This is a genomic window from uncultured Thiodictyon sp., from assembly GCA_903837595.1.
Classification (GTDB): Bacteria; Pseudomonadota; Gammaproteobacteria; order Chromatiales; family Chromatiaceae; genus Thiodictyon.
This window is the reverse complement of the sequence record CAILVI010000059.1, coordinates 1-17711: the sequence shown is the minus strand read 5'-3', so window position 1 is coordinate 17711 and position 17711 is coordinate 1. Positions and strand designations below refer to the sequence as shown.

Annotated in this window: 20 protein-coding genes; 11 read left to right on the top strand and 9 right to left on the bottom strand. The window is 64.5% G+C overall.

What is annotated here, in order from left to right; translation table 11 throughout:
- Nucleotides 1-126 precede the first annotated feature (126 nt).
- A complete protein-coding gene (locus QZY44_RS03210; RefSeq protein WP_295442165.1) occupies nucleotides 127-2574 on the top strand; it encodes a helicase-related protein in 2448 nt (815 codons plus the stop codon).
- Nucleotides 2575-2641: 67 nt separating this feature from the next.
- On the opposite strand, the gene QZY44_RS03205 is transcribed toward QZY44_RS03210, so the two are convergent.
- Nucleotides 2642-4888, bottom strand: coding sequence for a patatin-like phospholipase family protein (locus QZY44_RS03205; protein WP_295442161.1), 2247 nt, complete (start codon nucleotides 4886-4888; stop codon nucleotides 2642-2644).
- Between the two features lie 195 nt (nucleotides 4889-5083).
- Here QZY44_RS03205 and QZY44_RS03200 point away from each other — a divergent pair, with 195 nt between their 5' ends.
- Nucleotides 5084-5986 carry a LysR family transcriptional regulator gene (locus QZY44_RS03200; protein WP_295442159.1) on the top strand — a complete coding sequence of 301 codons (903 nt, stop codon included), beginning with the start codon at nucleotides 5084-5086 and terminating at the stop codon, nucleotides 5984-5986.
- A gap of 83 nt (nucleotides 5987-6069) precedes the next feature.
- Here the strand turns inward: QZY44_RS03200 and QZY44_RS03195 are convergent, their stop codons facing one another.
- Both QZY44_RS03195 and QZY44_RS03190 read right to left on the bottom strand, forming a co-directional pair.
- Complete coding sequence (locus QZY44_RS03195) at nucleotides 6070-6852, bottom strand: 3-hydroxybutyrate dehydrogenase (RefSeq protein ID WP_295442157.1); 783 nt, start codon at nucleotides 6850-6852, stop codon at nucleotides 6070-6072.
- A gap of 18 nt (nucleotides 6853-6870) precedes the next feature.
- Entirely contained in the window at nucleotides 6871-7611 is a 741-nt protein-coding gene (locus tag QZY44_RS03190; RefSeq protein WP_295442155.1) for an acetoacetate decarboxylase, read from the bottom strand.
- Nucleotides 7612-8186: 575 nt separating this feature from the next.
- On the opposite strand from QZY44_RS03190, the gene QZY44_RS35580 reads away from it, so the two are divergent.
- The 3 genes from QZY44_RS35580 to QZY44_RS03180 all read left to right on the top strand — a co-directional run bounded on the left by QZY44_RS35580 (nucleotide 8187) and on the right by QZY44_RS03180 (nucleotide 8913).
- Nucleotides 8187-8483: a winged helix-turn-helix domain-containing protein gene (locus QZY44_RS35580; RefSeq protein WP_365303159.1), complete on the top strand. Its 297-nt coding sequence runs from the start codon at nucleotides 8187-8189 to the stop codon at nucleotides 8481-8483.
- The gene (locus QZY44_RS03185) at nucleotides 8414-8611 is read left to right on the top strand and encodes a hypothetical protein (protein ID WP_295442152.1); all 198 of its coding nucleotides are present in this window, start codon (nucleotides 8414-8416) and stop codon (nucleotides 8609-8611) included. Before QZY44_RS35580 ends, QZY44_RS03185 begins: the two co-directional genes overlap by 70 nt.
- 83 nt (nucleotides 8612-8694) lie before the next feature.
- The gene (locus QZY44_RS03180; protein ID WP_295442149.1) at nucleotides 8695-8913 is read left to right on the top strand and encodes a hypothetical protein; all 219 of its coding nucleotides are present in this window, start codon (nucleotides 8695-8697) and stop codon (nucleotides 8911-8913) included.
- 365 nt (nucleotides 8914-9278) lie between these two features.
- Here QZY44_RS03180 and QZY44_RS03175 read toward each other — a convergent pair whose 3' ends face one another.
- The 6 genes from QZY44_RS03175 to QZY44_RS03150 all read right to left on the bottom strand — a co-directional run bounded on the left by QZY44_RS03175 (nucleotide 9279) and on the right by QZY44_RS03150 (nucleotide 13191).
- Nucleotides 9279-9563 carry a hypothetical protein gene (locus tag QZY44_RS03175; protein ID WP_295442146.1) on the bottom strand — a complete coding sequence of 95 codons (285 nt, stop codon included), beginning with the start codon at nucleotides 9561-9563 and terminating at the stop codon, nucleotides 9279-9281.
- Between the two features lie 251 nt (nucleotides 9564-9814).
- Nucleotides 9815-10288, bottom strand: a complete 474-nt coding sequence (locus tag QZY44_RS03170; RefSeq protein ID WP_295442143.1) for a hypothetical protein — start codon at nucleotides 10286-10288, stop codon at nucleotides 9815-9817.
- A 374-nt stretch (nucleotides 10289-10662) separates the two neighbouring features.
- Nucleotides 10663-11382 (bottom strand): pirin family protein, encoded by a 720-nt coding sequence (locus QZY44_RS03165; RefSeq protein WP_295442140.1) that lies wholly within the window; start codon nucleotides 11380-11382, stop codon nucleotides 10663-10665.
- A gap of 75 nt (nucleotides 11383-11457) precedes the next feature.
- Nucleotides 11458-12033: a YceI family protein gene (locus QZY44_RS03160; protein WP_295442138.1), complete on the bottom strand. Its 576-nt coding sequence runs from the start codon at nucleotides 12031-12033 to the stop codon at nucleotides 11458-11460.
- A 22-nt stretch (nucleotides 12034-12055) separates the two neighbouring features.
- Nucleotides 12056-12619: a YceI family protein gene (locus QZY44_RS03155; protein ID WP_295442135.1), complete on the bottom strand. Its 564-nt coding sequence runs from the start codon at nucleotides 12617-12619 to the stop codon at nucleotides 12056-12058.
- 17 nt (nucleotides 12620-12636) lie between these two features.
- Nucleotides 12637-13191 (bottom strand): cytochrome b, encoded by a 555-nt coding sequence (locus QZY44_RS03150; protein WP_295442132.1) that lies wholly within the window; start codon nucleotides 13189-13191, stop codon nucleotides 12637-12639.
- A 246-nt stretch (nucleotides 13192-13437) separates the two neighbouring features.
- Here QZY44_RS03150 and gspG point away from each other — a divergent pair, with 246 nt between their 5' ends.
- The 6 genes from gspG to QZY44_RS03120 all read left to right on the top strand — a co-directional run.
- Nucleotides 13438-13866: a type II secretion system major pseudopilin GspG gene (gspG, locus tag QZY44_RS03145; RefSeq protein ID WP_295442129.1), complete on the top strand. Its 429-nt coding sequence runs from the start codon at nucleotides 13438-13440 to the stop codon at nucleotides 13864-13866.
- Nucleotides 13867-13879: 13 nt separating this feature from the next.
- Nucleotides 13880-14365 carry a GspH/FimT family pseudopilin gene (locus tag QZY44_RS03140; protein WP_295442126.1) on the top strand — a complete coding sequence of 162 codons (486 nt, stop codon included), beginning with the start codon at nucleotides 13880-13882 and terminating at the stop codon, nucleotides 14363-14365.
- On the top strand, nucleotides 14362-14775 hold the full coding sequence (locus QZY44_RS03135; RefSeq protein ID WP_295442123.1) for a prepilin-type N-terminal cleavage/methylation domain-containing protein: 414 nt from the start codon (nucleotides 14362-14364) through the stop codon (nucleotides 14773-14775). Before QZY44_RS03140 ends, QZY44_RS03135 begins: the two co-directional genes overlap by 4 nt.
- 5 nt (nucleotides 14776-14780) lie before the next feature.
- On the top strand, nucleotides 14781-15527 hold the full coding sequence (locus QZY44_RS03130) for a prepilin-type N-terminal cleavage/methylation domain-containing protein (protein ID WP_295442120.1): 747 nt from the start codon (nucleotides 14781-14783) through the stop codon (nucleotides 15525-15527).
- Complete coding sequence (locus QZY44_RS03125) at nucleotides 15485-16441, top strand: type II secretion system protein GspK (protein ID WP_295442117.1); 957 nt, start codon at nucleotides 15485-15487, stop codon at nucleotides 16439-16441. Before QZY44_RS03130 ends, QZY44_RS03125 begins: the two co-directional genes overlap by 43 nt.
- 352 nt (nucleotides 16442-16793) lie before the next feature.
- A partial coding sequence (locus tag QZY44_RS03120; protein WP_295442114.1) for a fimbrial assembly protein occupies nucleotides 16794-17711 on the top strand: 918 nt, incomplete at its 3' end.

Sequence of the window (17711 nt, the reverse complement as noted above, 5' to 3'; positions counted from 1 at the left end):
GCCGCCAGACGCCACCACTTCGCTACTGCCTGCCGCCCGCCCCAACAGCGACAACGTCGCACTTTCCGGTCGCCAACGACACGGGGCTCCCACGTTACCGGACCAGCGCGCGGAATTCATGCAGGCTTGCCGGAAGGACACAGTGTATTTCAGGACGATCCGTCCCTGACCCAGGCGTATTACGCGATCCAGGGTCGCATCCAGCAGGGCGAGAAGGTGTCAGATGAAGAACTGGGCTTTCTGCGCCGGGTGCTGGCCTCGATTGGGCGACATGACCCTGAGTTGGCCCTGTTCGTGCGCCAGACGGTGCTGGGTCCGTCGAACCGGACCCAGTATGACAACTGGCTAACGCGGGGTATCCAGCCGACGGGTGCGAGTCTGCGGCAACTGTTGCGCGCCATCTTTGCCTCGGCGCCCCTCTCGCGGGTGATGATGCGCCACAACCGCGCCCTGCTGCGGGTCTACCAGGAGCAGGGCCGACTGACGGCCAACCTGGCGCACCGGCACATCCTGCCCATGCGGCGCATCCAATACACGCCGCAGGAGCAGGCGGCTTATGAGGCCCTGCAATCCTATTCCCAGGAGTTGTCCCAACAAGTCGCCGCCGCGAACGATCAACAGGCGCGGGTCTCCACCGGCTTCTATCTGAGCTTCCTGCAGCGGCGCTTCGCCTCCAGTCTGCACGCCATCGGCGAGACCCTGCGGCGGCGCCGCGAACGGGTCAAGTGGACCCTGGAACACCTGCTGGACGCGCCGGGGGCCACTGCGTCTACCACCGGCCCCGACCTGTCCCCGTTCGATGAGGACCTGGAACAGGAAGAGGGAGATGCAGACGTCATCGAGCAGTTTCTCAAGAACCGCGGCGAGGCGGATCTCCGCTGGGAGCTGGAAAAGCTCAGCGGGATGCTGGCGGGCAGCCTGTACGACGCCGCGCCGGCCTCGTCCAAGACCCAGGCCCTGTTGGGCTACGTGGAGCAGCGCAGGGATCCCGCGCGGCCCGGCCGGGTCCGGCAGACGGTCATCTTTACCCAGTTCTGGGACACCCTGGAAGACCTCGTCCGGCGGCTGCTCCAGGCCGAGGCCCGGCTGTTGGTGGGGACCTACTCGGGCCGCGGGGGGCAATACACCGATCCTGCGACCGGCCGGCTGATCGGTACCGAGCGCGACGAGATCAAGCAGCGCTTCCTGCGGGGTCAGATCGACATCCTGGTCTGTACCGATGCGGCGGCCGAGGGCCTCAACCTCCAGACGGCCGACTTTCTGGTCAATTTCGACCTACCATGGAACCCGGCCAAGGTCGAGCAGCGCATTGGCCGGATCGATCGCATCGGCCAACTGCACTCACACATCCACGTCCAGAACCTGTGCTATTTGGGCTCGGTCGAAGAGATCGTCTACGGCCGGCTGCTCGATCGGCTGGGCAGCATGATCGCCGTGGTCGGCGATCAACAGGTGTCGATGTTGCCGGTCACCGAGGAGGATTTCCGCCGGCTGGCGGCGGGCGAGGTGACAGAGGGGCAGTTAGAGGCCGAGGCCCGCCAACGGATTGCCTTCAGTCAGCAGCGCATCCGCGAGACCGAGCTGACCGGGCAGGAGGTCTATGAGATCTACCAGCGCCTGGAGCAGGCGCACGCGGCCGTGCGGCTGCCGGCGACCTTGGATGGACTCTGGGGCGTCCTGACCGGTTCCGCCTATCTGAAGGCCCTGGGGTGTGCCTGCGCCGTCAACCTGACGGGCAATGGGCGCGAGCCGCTGTTGCTCCGCGGCCTTGCCGGCGTGCTGGACGGTACCGCACTGACCACGGACCGGCGGCTGTATGAGGAAGGCATCGAATCGCTTGGCCCGGCATTGCGGTTCGCTACCTACGGGGAACCGGTCTTTGACGCGATCCTGGCGCAGAGCGCGGGATGGGAGCCACCCGGTTGTGTGCGCCGCATTGCCGTCAGGCCGCAGGGGCTGGACCTCGACTACGTGGCCTTTGTTGCCGCGATACGGGAAGGCGACGGCTGGGCGCCGCGGCTGATCGCCGATCTGTATAGCCTGGCCGGGCTCGATCTTGACGAGTCTGCGACGGTTTCAGCGGCCGATGCAGAACCCTTTGTGGCCGGACTTCAGGAGCTGGCGGACGCGGAATTCCGGCTCACCGCCCATGTCGCCGACCTGGAGGCGGACAACCAGCGATCCGGCCGCGCCCAGGCGGCGTTGGCGCTCGGCACCGCCTATGGGCTCATCACCGGGCGTCAGAAGTTCGGCAACGCCGAGGACAACTTCTGGAAGGAGCTCGACGCCTGCCGGCGGTTGGTGGCGGAGCGCACCGCGCAGGGCGGGGGCCTCATCGTCCAGCGGGTGCCGAGCGTCTACGACCAGGTGGCCACGGCCTTCGTCCCGTTCGACGTCAAACGCAAGATCAGCGACTTAAGCTTCTGGGTCGATGCGGCCCCGCCGCCGCTGCTGAACGCCGCACTGGACGCCGCGGCCCGGGTGGCGGAAGGGATCAAGCGGAAGAAGGCCGATCTGACGACCGACCTCGCACTGACCCGCATTGATGCCGAACTGAGGCGAGCGCTTTCCTGAGCCGCCGGATTCAGGTGATCCGGCGTGCCTCGCGCCTCTTCCGCTCAGGTTTGCCAGGCCGCGTCCCTCAGGGCCGCCCAATCAGCACATAGACCGTGCCCCCGCTGCCGTTGATGCCCAGCCCCAGGTAGGCCGGGCCGATCCAGGTGTCCGAGCCGAAGAAGACACTTCCGCTGATGCGGGTCGCCTCTTTGCTCAGCACGACCCGCTGACCGGTGTTCGGGTTGGTGGCGGCCCCCACCGAGAGCCAACCGGCCTCCAGTGAGGCGCCCAGATAGAGTCCTCGTCCGATCGGTGGTGAGAGTGACGCGATCTTGCGGTAATAGATCAGGGCGCCAAAGGCCATGTTGTTGGCGCGGAACTGGTCATTGGCGTAGCCGGAGAGATTGAGGAAGCCGCCCAGGGGGAACTGGTCGTAATAGGGCATCTGGGTGCCGAAGCTAGCGCCACCCTTGAGTTTGAGTGCGAGCGTGTTGAGGCCCTCGCTGTAGGCGGTGTCGTAATGGAGCATGGCGCGGGTGTAGCTGAGGTTCGCCCCCATTTCGGTGAGCGGGTTGAGCAGCTCGAGCGAGATCCGGGTCCCGAAGCGTGGTGCACCGGCGCTGTCGAGTGTGTCGTACAGGAGCCGTCCGCGCACGCCGCTGTCGGTGATCTTGGCATTTGGGAGCGCGGGCGCGCCGGTGTCGAGGTTGACCCGCGTCTGGCCGAGATAGAGGCCGGCCCGTACCTCGGTCCCGTGCAGCGTGGTGCCCAGATCCGTGCCGATGCGCGCGCGCGTCACGTCGTAGCGCGCGATCCGCTGCTTGCCCTGGAACATGCTTTCCAGCGTTTGGTTCAGATCCAGGAAGGGGGCGACGAAGGCCGAGCGGTCGAGGTCGAGCGGCTGGTAGAACTCGGTGTACAGCCGCGGGGCGTTGCCGAGCGTCAGATCGGTGCTCCATTCGGCGCCCAGTCGATTGACCCAGGTCTGATCGTAGGTCACGCGCAGACCAAAGATACCATCACCCTTGTAATCGCTCGACAGGCCGAGCCCGAGGCCCAGGTAACCCGGACCCCAGGACTTCTCGACCGCGTTGACGATGAGCAGGTCGCGCCCGCCTTTCGTGGGCTGGAAGCGGTAGCTGATCCGCTCAAAATCGCCGCGACCATAGATTTTCTCAATATCCTGGGTCAGTCGGGCGCGGTTCAGGAGCCGATCCTTCTGCTCAGCGACCAAGCCATCGAAGACTTCCGGATTGACCCGCACCAGACCCTCAATGCGGACGTCGCCGATGTGTTCGGCCGGGTGGCCCGGGCCGAAGCGCGTCTGCTGCCATGCGGCGTATTCGGCCTCGCTGACGCTATAGCGAGCGAGTTTCGCTTTCATCTTGTCGGCGGCCGTCACCCCGGTCTCGATGGCCTCCTTGGCGCGGTTGAAGTCGCTGGAGGTAATGTCTCCCAGGTCCGGGACGATCAGCACGTCACGCGCCGGGTCGATCTGCTTGAGCGAGACCTTGACGTTCTGCTCGGTCAGGATGGCGATCATCTGGCCGGTGACGCCGACGATGCTGCCGAGCTCGTCGCGGGGCAGATAGCCGGACCCCAGGTTGACCGCGATGATGACGTCCACCCCCATGTCCCGGGCCACGTCGATGGGCAGGTTACGGACCAGGCCGCCGTCGACATAGAGGTTCCCATCCCACTGCATGGGCGCGAACAGGGTCGGGACCGACATGCTGGCGCGCATGGCCACCGGCAGCGGCCCATGGTCGAAGACGTGCATCTCCCCGTTTTCCAGGTTGGTGGCGATGGCCCGAAAGGGGATCGGCAACTGATCAAAGGTCTGCACCGTCTCCGCGCCCTTGACTAAGTCGTTGAAAAAAAGCTGCACCTGCTCGCCCGATATGGCCCCCGGGGGCAGCTTCAGCTTGCCGTTGTGTACGCCGACGGTGAAGTCCCAGGTCGGGTTGGCCGACGCCTGCTTGCGCCGGGCCGGCCACTCTTTGCGCGGCGGGTCGTCGTTGAAGAGGGTGTCCCAGTTCACCTCGGTCACCCGCCGTTCCAGCTCCTGCGGCGACAAGCCGGCCGCGTAGCTGCCGCCCACCAGCGAGCCCATGCTGGTGCCAACCACCACGTCGACCGGGATACGCATCTTCTCCAGGACCTTGAGCACCCCGATATGGGCCGAGCCCCGTGCTCCGCCCCCGCTCAGCACCAGGCCGATGCGTGGGCGGTGCCCCCAGCCGCCTTCGCTGGCCGCCGCGGCGCTCGTGGGTGTGGTCAGGTACAGGGCGGCGAGTGCGATGGCGAACAGGGCGAACAGGTTCCGTCTCATGGGCGTCTCGTCTGAAGGAGGCTGGTGGTGATCGGCGGCGCGGCGGCCACGCGGGTGCACAAGGTAACAGATCGACGTGACGGGGAAAAAACCGGAAGTGGGTGGCCGCGCGACCGGGACTTCGGGGCGCGCGCCTGATCGCGTAGACTTGGCCGGGACAACCCAATCCAGCGTGAATTGTACCCGCGAGCGCCCATGAACCGACTCGACGCCATGCATCTGTTTGTTCGTGTCGTTGAGCTCGGCAGCTTTGCCGCGGTGGCGGGCCAGCTCGGGGTCGCCCGCTCGGTGGTCACGCGCCAGATTGCCGCGCTGGAGGAGCATTTGGGCATCAAGCTGATGGTGCGCAGTACGCGGCGGCTGACCCTGACCTCGGCCGGTACTGCCTACCTGGAACGCTGCCGGGCGATCCTCGAGCTGGTGGAGACGGCCGAGGCGGAGGTGATGGAGGCGCGCCTGACGCCGCGCGGCCACCTGCGTATCGGTTTGCCGCTGAGTTTCGGGCTCAAGCGATTGGCGCCGCTGCTGCTGGAGTTCTCCCAGACCTATCCCGACATCTGTCTCGCGATGGACTTCACCGACCGGGAGATGAACCTGATCGAGGAGGGGGTGGACCTCTCGATCCGTATCACGGCCCGGCTCGAGCCCGGCGACATTGCGCGCAAGCTCGGCACCTGCCGGCTGATGACCATCGCCGCGCCGGACTATCTGGCCCGCCATGGCCGGCCGCAGCATCCGTCCGAACTGGCCGGTCATGCGTGCATTGGCTATTCACCGCAGGCGAACAGCCGACCCTGGTCATTTCTGGTGGCTGGGCAGGTGGAAACCTTCCATGTACCCTACCGGTTGCAAGCCAACAACGGCGATGTGTTGGCAGCGGCGGCGGCGCGGGGCTTGGGGATCACGATCCAGCCGGATTTCATCGCGTCCGATTATCTCGCTGCCGGCAGCGTGGTGACCCTGCTGGAGGAGTTTACGCCCCCTGACCTTGGCATCTATGCGTTACTTGCGAGTAACCGCTACCTGCCCCATCGCGTCCGTGTGCTGATCGAGTTTCTCGCCAACCGGCTGGCACCCGCTCGACCAAACATAGAATGACGACCAGGGCCGTCGACTGAGGCATGATAGCCGCGGCAATCATTCCCGTTTCCGGCAATGATCACCGCCGCGCGGTTCGCTGCCTACTGCATACACCAGCCATGGCTGACAATAAACGATTGGCCGGTCAGTGCGGCGCTCGGGAAGGATGCCAGGAACAGCGCGGTCTGCGCCACGTCGTCGACGGTTGCGAATTGGCCGTCGACCGTGCGGCCGAGCATCACGCGCTTGACCACCTCGTCCTCGCTGATGCCCAACTCCTTGGCCTGCTCCGGAATCTGCTTATCGACCAGCGGGGTCCGTACGAAGCCGGGACAGATCACGTACGCACGCACATTATGTTCGGCGCCTTCCTTGGCCAACACGCGGGCGAGACCGAGCAGTGCGTGCTTGGCGGCAACATAGGCCGATTTCAATGGCGAGCCCTCGTGCGAATGCACTGAGCCCATGTAGATGACCGTGCCGCCGCGCTCCCCCTGATACATGTACTTGAGCGCCGCCTTGGTGGTCAGGAAGGCACCATCGACGTGGATGGCTTGCATCTTCTTCCAATCGGCGAAGCTGTAATCGACGATCGGCTTGACAATCTGGATGCCGGCGTTCGAGATCAGAATGTCGAGTTGGCCGAAGGCGTCGACCGTCGTCTTGATCCCGGCGTTGACCGCATCCTCGTTGGTGACGTCCATCGCGACGCCCAGTGCCCGCCCGCCGCCGGCCTTGATCTCGTCGGCGGTCTGCTGCGCGGCCGCCAGGTTGATGTCGGCGATGGCCACCGCGGCGCCGGCCTTGGCATAAACCAGCGCGATGGCCTTGCCGATGCCGCTCGCGGCGCCGGTGATCAGCGCGACTTTACCGTTCAGTTGCATGGCAGTACTCCGAGGGGGTCAACCCAGATAATCAAAAACGACTTCACCCAGCCCGAGGGTCAGGTCGGCCAGGATATGGCGCGCCCCGACCACCTCGAGCACCGGCAGCTCGGCCACCGGCGCCAAGGCATGGGGGAACAACGATAACGCCGCCGGCCCGGTCCAGGCGCCTCTTACCCTGACATCCCGCAGGTGGTAACGCACCAGTTCACAGATCCGCGGTGTCCCGTCCACATGAGGAATGATCTTCAACAGGAAGTTGGGCGGATCGCTGAGGCTCTGTGTGATCTCCGTGGTATCAAGCGTGCGATGTTTGTAACCCATGGTCGCGGTAGCGACCCGGACCGGACCATAGTCGAGTTCGCCGACCAGCGTGTCGGCGTAAACTTTCAGGCTGGGGCGGGCGAGCTTTTTCGGGAACCCCCACAATTCGCGCCCGCCGGCGATCGGCGGGTGATCGTCCAGATACATGGCATGGGTGTAGCTGCCCGCCACCCCCTGGTAGGTTACCGGAATCACCTGGCCGCTCTCGGTATAGTCGCCAAAGCCGGTCGAGTCGGGCATGCGAATGAACTCGTAATTGACCAGTGGCGCGCCGACCTCCAGCGGCTCCGGCACGACGGCGCGCAGCTTGTCCGGGTCGGTGCGGTAGGTGACGATGAAGTATTCGCGGTCGATGAATCGATAGGGACCAGGGGGAAAGGCGGGGTTGGTGAACGGCATGGCAAACGCCTGCTCGCGGATCGTGCGGATATCCATGATAAGGGGCTCTCCCGTTGCGGGTTGATGGAAGATTATCCGGCCGAGCGCGGGGCCGCCGTGGCGAGGCGCCGGCGGACAGTCGGGCCGTTTCCAGCTTGACGCAAGTATAGTAGCCGAATCGAACCGCGGTTCCGCCAGGCGACAACGCCGCGAGGGCGCGTTGGTCTGCCGAGCCCCCGCTCAACAGCGTCGGGCGCCCATCTGCAAGACCCGAGTGCCGAGCCGGCAGCCCACACCGATCTCGGGATTGCTTGAGGAGCGGGCGCCGGCCGCTATCAGCGATTCTTTAATCGTTCGGCGACTCATTCGGGCGCAGATCGAACAACAGCACCTCGGCGTCCTCGCCCTGGCTGAAGTCGAGCTCCCGTACCTGGCGCAGCCGCGCGTCGTCGCAGTACGACCGTCCCGCTGGTCTTGTCGAAGCGGCTGAGTTGGGTCGACAGACCCAGGTGGTTGTCGACCTCTCTCATGTGAGATTCCGGTTTAGTCGCGGCGGGTAACCTGCCGAGAGTCTTGGTAAACTGCCTTCATGCTGGACTACCCCTTCGACAAACAAGAACTCGCCGAACTGCGTGCGACCCACCGCGGCACGCGGCACGCGGGACGTGCGCGAGGCCTTGCTCGGCGACACGCAGTTGTTGGAACTGGACGATCATCTTCAACGTCGCCTGTATCTGACAGCCGAGGCCGTCGCCCGACAGGTGCAGACGCGCTGGGGGGTGCGTTACACGCCCAGCGGTATGACTGCGGTCCTGCACCGCTTAGGTTTCCCTGGGCGCAGACGATTGTCACGGTCGGTTTGCTCAAGATCATCCACGGGCGCTGGTGCTGTCTGCCGCTGGCCTTCGCCTTCTATTTTCGCTGCCTGACCTTGCAAACACGCTGCGTGCGGGTGTGCGGCGAGGCGCAGGCGTTTCAGACCAAATTTGCCCGGGTGGTCGCACTGACCGTGCGGTTGGGGGCCGTTTTCACGGCGGTCCCGGTGTTGGTGGTCTGACGCTGGCTTTCGCGAAATCAAGCAGGAGATCGGCAGCGCCGAGACCCAGACCCGCACGCCCGAGGCGGTGACCAATCACCTGTATGGCCGCGACCGCGATCACGTGGATCGATGGCGAGCAGTTAGCCAAGGCAGCGTCCCGTCGCTATGCCACGACCAAGCGGACCGAATACGCCTTCGCGGACCTGCGGCGGCGGCTGGCCCAGGACCTCGGTGGCGAGGGTTTCGGTATCGATTGCGCGGATCCGGGAAAACCCCCGCAAAATCCGCTGCTCGCGGCAGTCATGGCACTCGTGGCGTAACTGAAAGCGGGAAACTTCAGCTCGGTGTCTATGCGTTACTCCCGGGTAACCGCGACCTGCCCCATCGCGTGCGTCTGTTGATCGAGTTTCAGGCCAAGCGGCTGGACACCGCGGGCGGTTCAGGCTGACTTCCTGTAGGATTCGATCATAGAGGCGGCCACTGGAACTCGAATCAAACGCCGGATACGCAGAAGCGCCCCATGGCGTAACCGGTCAGTGGCATTGGATTGAAGTTGGTGACAACGGCTTCGACAATACTTACCCGGTTGATGCGACACGCCTGCGACAGCGATGAGTAACCCGAACGACGGGAACCACTAGAACCTCGTGCCCAAGCAGCGCTTGGGCACGAGGAGAACGCTGACCTATTTCCAGCCAGCTTCCTGCTCGCAGGCCTTCATTTCGGCGGGATGGGTTTTCTCCCAGCCGGAAACGGACTTCGTTTCATCATCGCCCATTTTGTCATTCATACATGTGCAGTATTTTTCGACCGTAGCCGCCGCGGCGCCTTCTTTGGCATTGTCTTTGACGCACTTGGCAATCCAAGCCGCATCGTCCCCCCCGTCAGCGCTACCTTTCGCCCCAGCGAAAGCCTGGCCGCTCACAATGACTGCGGCGATTGCGACACACGTGATGATTGACTTATGCATTGTCTGTTCCTCGGTGTTGTGATTTTGTGACTATCAGTGAATACCCCACAGGGGGTCAACTGACGGCGTTTCTTAAGAAGGCGCGATAGGATCTTAGCAGATTATCCCCGTTTGTAGGGCACCCCGGCGTGGAGTGCGGTGGCATCATGCGGTCAGGTGTTTCACGTCACACGGGGCCCGTCGAAACGTGCGGGCAGGGCGATCAGTGCCGCATTCCCTGGCCGAGCTTGGGCGCGAGGAGAAACGCCGAGCTATTCCCAGCCTGCTTCATCTTCGCAGGCCTTCATTTCGTCCGGATGCGTCTCTTCCCACTTGGAAACGGACCTCGTTTCATTCTCATCCATCTTGTCGGTCATGCATGTGCAATACTTTTCGACCACCTCTGGCGCGGCCTTCTCCTTGGCATTGTCGTTGATGCACCTGGCAATCCAAGCCGCGTCGTCCGCTCCAGCAGGGGTCTTACCGCTGACGCCCGCCGCCGCAGGTGCCTTGCCGCTTACGTCCGTCGCCGCAGGTGCCTTGCCGCTGTCGTCCGTCGCCGCAGGTGCCTTGCCGCTCACGTCCGTCGCCGCAGGTGCCTTGCCGCTGACGTCCGCCGTCGTAGGTACCTTGCTGCTGACGTCCGCCGTCGCCGGTGCCTTGCCGCTGACGTCCCCGGCAGCGAAAGTCTGAGCGCTGACAATGATGGTTGCGATTGCAACACACCCGATGACTGATTTGTGCACTGTCTGTTCCTCAGATTTTGCGATTTTTCGATTTTGTGACTGTCAGTGATTACAACATCTGGTGTCAGTTATTGGTGCCAAAATACCGGAGGATTTTCGCAGTTCCAATAGTTGGCTTGGCGGTAACGGAATACAAGGTCCCTCAGCAGATTTTTGCATCCGTACCGCTCCGTCAGTTGGTCCGGCATTATGTAGAAACGGCGCAAGCCTAATTTATCAATAATTTAGGATTCTGGCTCGCGGTTGAGCGATCCCCAGGAGCCTATTCCCCATTGATGTAGCCCGAATCGCGTCCCTGCTGCCGGCGCGGCGGGCGGCCTCCGCTCAGCCATTATGTGTATGCCCCTCCGGTTGGTGAGCGATGTGGGCCAGGGTCAATCGTTCGGCGCCTCATTCGGGCGCAGATCGAACAACAGCACCTCGGCGTCCTCGCCCTGGCTGAAGTCGAGCGCCCGCACCTGGCGCAGCCGCGCGCCGTCGCCTTCCGCCAGGCGCTCGCCGTTGACCACGAGCGCGCCACGGGCAATCTGAATATAGCCGAAGCGATGGTCAGGCAATACGAAGCGCTGCTGCTCGGCGCCGTCGAACAGCCCGGCATAGACGCGTACATCCTGATAGACGCGCAGTGAACCCGCGGCGCCGTCGGGTGAAATGATCAGGTGCAGTCGGCCGCGCTTGTCGGCGTCGGCAAAGTGCTGCTGCTGGTAGCGCGGGGTGACGCCCTTGCGGTCAGGCGTGATCCAGATTTGCAGGAAATGAACGTCCTCCGCGCGCGAGGCGTTGTATTCGCTGTGGCGGATGCCGGTGCCCGCGCTCATCATCTGCACGTCGCCGGGGCGGATGATCGACCCGGTACCCATCGAGTCCTTGTGTTCCAGCGCACCGGCGAGTACATAGGAGACGATCTCCATGTCGCGATGGCCGTGGGTGTCAAAGCCGCGGCCCGGGCGGACCCGGTCATCGTTGATCACCAGCAGGTCCGAGAAGCCGGATTGGTCCGGATCGTAATAGCTTCCGAATGAAAAGGTGTGCTGTGAATGCAACCAGCCGAAATTGGCGACGCCGCGGCGCTGCGATGGTCTGACCTCGAGCATGTCGATCTCTTTGATCTTGATCGCGGGGAGTCGGCGTCTGAAGCGGACGCGGCGACCCCCCGTGAAGGGGAGGGCCTAGCCCTTGATGGCCTCGAGCGAGACGGTGATCGTCACGTCATCGCCGACGTTCGGCGCATACTTGCCGGCATGGAAGTCGGTGCGCTTGATGACGACACTGGCGTCGGCGCCGATGGCGTCCTTTCTTGCCATCGGGTGCTGCTTGGCGACGAAGTGGCTCAGCGTAAGGCGAACCGGCTTGGTGACGTCCTTGATCGTCAGATTGCCTTCGACGGCCACCGGCTCGTCACCCTTGAAGACCACCTTCGTGGACTTGAAGGTGGCGGTTGGATACTTGGCGGTGTCGAGAAAGTCTTCGCCCTGGATATGTTCGTTGAATTTCTCAGCGCCGGTGTCGACCGACTTGGTGTCGATCGTGACGTCGACCGAACCGGTCTTCGCCTCCTTGTCCAGTACGACCGTGCCGCTGGTCTTGTCGAAACGGCTGAGCTGCGTCGACAGACCCAGGTGGTTGTAGGAGAAACGCGCGAAGGTATGGGTCGGCTCGATGGTGTAGGTTTCCGGCGCGGCCAGCGTCGGGGCGGCCGCCAGGGCGATGACAATGGCAGCGGAGAGCTTGGCGAATTGGTTCATGGTGTCATTCCTCGAGGTTGGGTTAGGGGTTGCCGGATAGGGCGGTGATCTCGAATCTGATCTGGATGTCATTGGCAACGATGTCGAAGGTAGACCAGGACCCTTCGCCGATCGAAAAGTCGCCGCGGCGGATAGTGAAGGTGCCGGCAAACACACCGGCGTTACCCTGCGGCGTGAGGCTGGCGGGGACCACGACCTCCCGCGTCTGGCCCTTGATGGTCAGCTTGCCAGCCACTTCATAGCGGTTGTCGCCCACGGCCTTCACACTGCTGGACTCAAAACGGGCAGTCGGGAACGCCTTGGTGTTGAACCACGATTTGCCCGCCACTTCATCATCGCCCTCCGCGGTGCCGGTATCGATACTGGCGAGCGCGACCTCAATCGTCGCCTTGGCATTTGTCGGTTGCGCCGGATCGAAACTCAACTGGTTGGTGAAGTCCTTGAAGCGGCCGTCCATGGTCACCCCCATCTGGGTGTAGCTGAAGGTGATACTGCTCTGGTCGGCCTGGACCTTGGTGTATTCGATGGCGTGGGCGGTCGGGGCCAGCGCGGCGGCGAGCGATAAGGCGAGTGCGAGGCGTTTCATATTGGTTACTCCAGAGCCTATATGCTATCGTCAGACGGCGCTGTCAAGGTTGGCAACATGCGCTTGAGTACAGTGTCCTTATCGATGAAGTGATGCTTCAGTGCGGCGCCGACATGACCCAGCAGGAGGGTGATGAGCAGGAGGTTAAGGCTCAGATGCACCGTCAGCAGCAGGTCACCCAACGCCTTGTTCTTATCAATGAGGTTGGGCAGCGGCAGCACCCCGAACCACACGACCTGAAAGCCTTTGGCCGAACTCATCAGCCAGCCCGACAGTGGAATGGCGAACATCAGGAGATACAATAGGACGTGTACGGAATGCGCCAGCCATTGCTGTAGCCGCGGGATGCTCGACGGCATGGGCGGGGGTTGGTGGGTCAGGCGCCACGCCAGGCGCATGATCACCAGGAGGAAGATGGTCACTCCGGCCCATTTGTGCCAGGAGTAAAGTTTCAGTTTCTCCGGCGACAGGGGCAGGTCGTGCATATAAAAGCCCAGTCCCAGCATTGTGAGGATCATGATCGCGATCAGCCAGTGCAGCGTTTTCGCGGTTGCGGTGTAGCGGTCGCTCATGTTCGTCGTCCTCGTGGTGGTCGGTCGCCGCGTGCAGTGGCGATGGATGCACTGTAGCCGAGCGTGGAACCAGGAAATAGGCGGCAAACGCCAACGTGCTGTTGCGGCAATCGCAACAGTCGCTCCGCGCTCGGTCCTAGTTTTGGGCGTCGCTGCCCACATCACAAGGCGGTCGCAGCAATCTCGCCACCGGGCGCTGTCCGGCATAGAATGGTCTGCCAACTCCGCTGGTTCTGAGGTCTTGCCATGTCCCCGTCCGTTTCCAAGCGCGCCGCTGGTTTTACCCTGGTCGAACTCCTGGTGGTGCTCGCCATCCTCGGGCTGCTGGCCGGTCTGGTGGGGCCTCAGGTCATGAAGTTCCTGGGGTCCTCCAAGACCAAGACGGCCAAGCTGCAGATCGATGATTTGGTGGCCACCCTGGACCTGTACCGGCTGGAGACCGGCCGCTACCCGACCGCCCAGGAGGGGCTTGAGGCGCTGGTGGCCAAGCCGGGCAATGTCGCCAACTGGAACGGTCCATACCTCAAGAAGGGCGTGGTGCCTAAGGACCCCTGGGGCTTCGATTATCAGTATCGTTTCCCCGGCGACCACGGCGGAGTCGATATCTGGACCCTCGGTGCGGACAATCGCGAAGGGGGTGAGGGTGAGAATGCCGACGTGAAGAGTTGGGACTGAGGTCCCGCCAGCCGTGTCGGGCAGGCCCGCTCCACGCGTCGCAGCGGCGCACGGCCGCGGTTTCACGATTGTCGAGTTGCTGGTGGTGCTGGCCATCGCCGCCGTGCTGATGGCGGCGGTCCCGCCCATGATCTCGGCGTTTTTCCCCGGGGTCGAGCTCAAGGCGGCGGTGCGCCGCACCGCTGCCAGCCTGCGGCTCGCGCGCGAGATCGCGATCCGCACTGGGGCCGATGCCGCCCTGGTGGTGAATGTGCAGGAGCGCAGCCTCGAGCTCCCGGGCTCGCATACCGTCGTCCTGCCCCATCGGCTGCGGATGAAGCTCAATGCGGCGAGTGTCGAGCAGATCGACGCGGAGCGCGGGGCTATTCGCTTCTTTGCGGACGGCAGTTCCACCGGCGGGGTGGTTATGTTGGGCCGCGCCGATGCCCGCGGCGGCTACCAGGTCGGGGTCAACTGGCTCACCGGACGGGTGCGTCTGGCGCCGTGGGAAGGGCCATGACGCGGCGCCGGCGCCAACGCGGGTTCTCGCTGTTGGAGGTCCTGGTCGCCTTCGCGATCCTGGCCGTGTCACTTGGGGTCTTGTTGCAGATCTTCTCCCGCGTGACCACCAGCACCATGACCACGGCCCAGTACAGCCGCGCAGTGGCGCTTGCGGAGTCCCGTTTGGCCGCGGTGGGTAGCGCCATCCCGCTCAAGGAGGGAACCTCTTCCGGCGACCCGGAGGACGGCTTTGCCTGGGAACTCGCCATTGTCCCCTTTGCTCTCAGCGCTACACCGGTGCCGGAGGGATTCGCCGTCGGGGTGATGCCGGTGGCCGCGTATCGGGTCACGGTGATTGTTCTCTGGCGGGACGGCGCCCGGGCGCGCCGCCTGGCCCTGAGTACCCTGCGGCTAGCGCAGGTAGACTAGTGGTGGTGGCCCTGTCGTTGCCCCGCAGCGGTGGCCGTGCCGCCGGTGCGCACTCCCCGCACCGGTGCCGCCCGCGTGGCTTCACCTTGGTGGAGTTGCTGATTGCGCTTGCGATGGTGGCATTGATCACCCTGCTCTTGTTTAGCGGGTTGCGGGTCGGCACCCGCGCCTGGGACCTGGTCGAGGTTACCGGCGAGCGCGTCGGTGCCGTGCGGCTCGCCCACGGTTTCCTGGTGCGTGCGCTGACCCAGGTGCGCCCGGCGACGCTGGTGTTCGACGGCGCACCGGCCCCGGTCTTCGCCGGTGACGCGCAGCGCGTGGAGTTTGCGGCCCCGCTGTCGGAGCATGTCGGGGTCCCGGGGCTGTATGTATTGCGCCTTGAGGTGGAGGGCTCCGGGCGCCGGCATGACCTGGTCCTGACCCGTTGGTTGATGCACCCGGAGGTGCTGGGGGGCAAATTAGACGGTGTTCCGCAATGGGAGCCGCTCAAGAGTGACTCGCAGCGGGCGCTGGCGGAGATTCCACTGGATCAGGACGCGGCCGCTGGGGCCTTCGGGCGGACCCTGTTGCTCGAAGGCGTGGGTGGCCTCGTGATCAATTATTATGGGATTCTGGCGGGGGAGCGCGAACCCGATTGGCACAAAGAATGGCTGGAGCAACCCCGGCCCCCGATCCTGATCCGTATTCACCTGACCACGGTCAATCAAACATGGCCGGACCTGATCGTCCCCCTATCCGCTCCGCGCGGCTGACGCAGACCGCCCGCGGCATCGCACTGGTCCTGGTGCTGTGGGTGCTGGCGCTGCTGACCGTCATCGCGATGGGCATGACCGCGGCGCAGCGCACCGAGACGGCGCTTACCGAAAACGTCATTGCCGATGCGCGCTTCCGGGCCTTGGCCGAGGCGGCCATCGTCTTTACCGTCGGCACCTTTCTCACCCCAGTGGTGCCGGGGGATGTTGGCCTGGGGAGTGGCGGGCCGCCGGGCGGACCCGACACCGCAGACTGGGTCCCTAACGGGGCGCCCAGGACCTGGGTATTTGACGGCAACGCATTGCGCATTACGGTATCCAACGAGAAGTCCCGGATCAATCTGAACCAGGCGACCGCGCCGGTCCTGTCCGCGCTGCTGATCGCACTCGGGGTCGCGGAGCAGGAGGCGGCGGCCATTGCCGAGGCCATTGTCGACTGGCGCGACGAGGATGACCTCAAGGGCTTGAACGGCGCCGAGGACCAGGACTACGCGGATGCCGGTCGGTCGCTGGGGGCCAAGGACGCCCCCTTCGTCGCCGTGGAGGAGTTGCAGCAGGTGCTGGGCGTGAGCCGCGCGATCTATCAGCGTCTCGCCCCGGAGGTCACCGTCGATACCCAGGACGACCAGGTGGACCAGACCTTCGCGTCGGCAGCGGTGCTTGCCGCCCTGCAGGGCATCACGCTGGACGGGGCGCAACTCCAGGTGCAGAGTCGTGATGCCCCGGCCCTGCCGGGTGGTCAGGGGGCGAATGCCGGCAATCGGGGCGGACCGCTGTATCGCATTGAGGTCAAGGAACAGGGCGCGGCGGGGACGGCCCGGGCCATGGAGGCCCTGGTGGACGTCGCGATCCCGACCAACCCGGTGCGGTGGCGGCGCTTTGGACTGGTGGCGGGGCCGCCGCCCGCCGGCTAGTGCCGGCCAGCGCATCAGCGCGCGACAGGCGCGCATGCACGCGAACCGGTACAATTGGCTAAATGCTTTGTATCCATCCCGCCGATCACTTGGTCGGGGGCCGGTGATCCTCAGTCCGCCAATTGCTCACGTCAAAGCGCCAAGCTCGCCAAGAAATACAATAAGATGGTCCGGCATCCAGAGTACCCGACCGGTGCATGGTCCAACGCGATAGCACACTGAAAAACCTTGGCACATTTATTGGTTTGGCGTGAAAATTGCCTTCTTTTGGGTGGGTGTCTAAATATGCAAATGATCTTACTGAGCTTTTTAGTGATTCGTGGCTGCATCCAGGCGGCTCGGTAGTCCTCCCATGGCCTTGCTCGATGCTCTGAAGCTGCCGCGTGGCGCGGCTCTGTGGCGCCCCTGGGCCGCCGATTCCGGCCTGTCCGGGGAGCGTTTTGTCGGCTGCCTGCCGCCGGTGTTGCGCCGCTATCTGGCGAGCCGCGACCGGCGTCTGATCGTCATCGCGGATGGCCCTAATGCCGATTTGGAGTTGGTCGCCAGCGCGTCCAGGGAGGTGCTGGGGACCTTGGAGCTGGACGGGCGGGAACCCTTGCCCGGGTCGGTTGCTGCGACCACCAAAGGGCAACCTCACCGGACCGTGCTGATGCTTGCAGCCGGCGCGGTGTTGTGCCGCCGCACCTCACTCCCGTCCCAGGTTCGCAACAATCTGGCCCAGGTCCTGCGCTATGAGCTGGACCGGCTCTCGCCCTTCCGGCCGGAGCAGGTGGTCTACGACACGCGCCTCATCAGCGGCGGCCAGGGTGATGCGCGTCTCACGCTCGACTTGGCCCTGACCCGCCGCGACCTGGTCGATGGCTGGCTCAAGCGCCTGCGGGAGGCCGGATCACCGGTGGACCAGGTAACCTGGGAGGGGGCCTGGCCCCAGGCCAACCTCCTGGCCCCGGCGGAGCGCCCGCGCCGCCGCCAGCCGTTGCTCGATCCGCTCAAGCTGCTGCTGGTCCTGATCCTGGTCCTGGGGGCCGCCGCCCTGGTTAGCCCGTTGTGGCAAAAGTCCCGGACGCTGGAGACCCTGGAGGCCGAGGTCCGCAAGGCACGCGCCCAAGCGGTCCAGGTGGACCAGGTCCGCCAGGAGCTGGAGCGGGCGCGCCGCGGCAGCACCGAGGTGCTGCGCCAGAAGTGGGAGTTGCCCCGCATGCTCGATATGTTGGGTGAACTTACCCGGCGCATCCCCGACGATACCTGGGTGCAGAGCCTCGAGTATCAG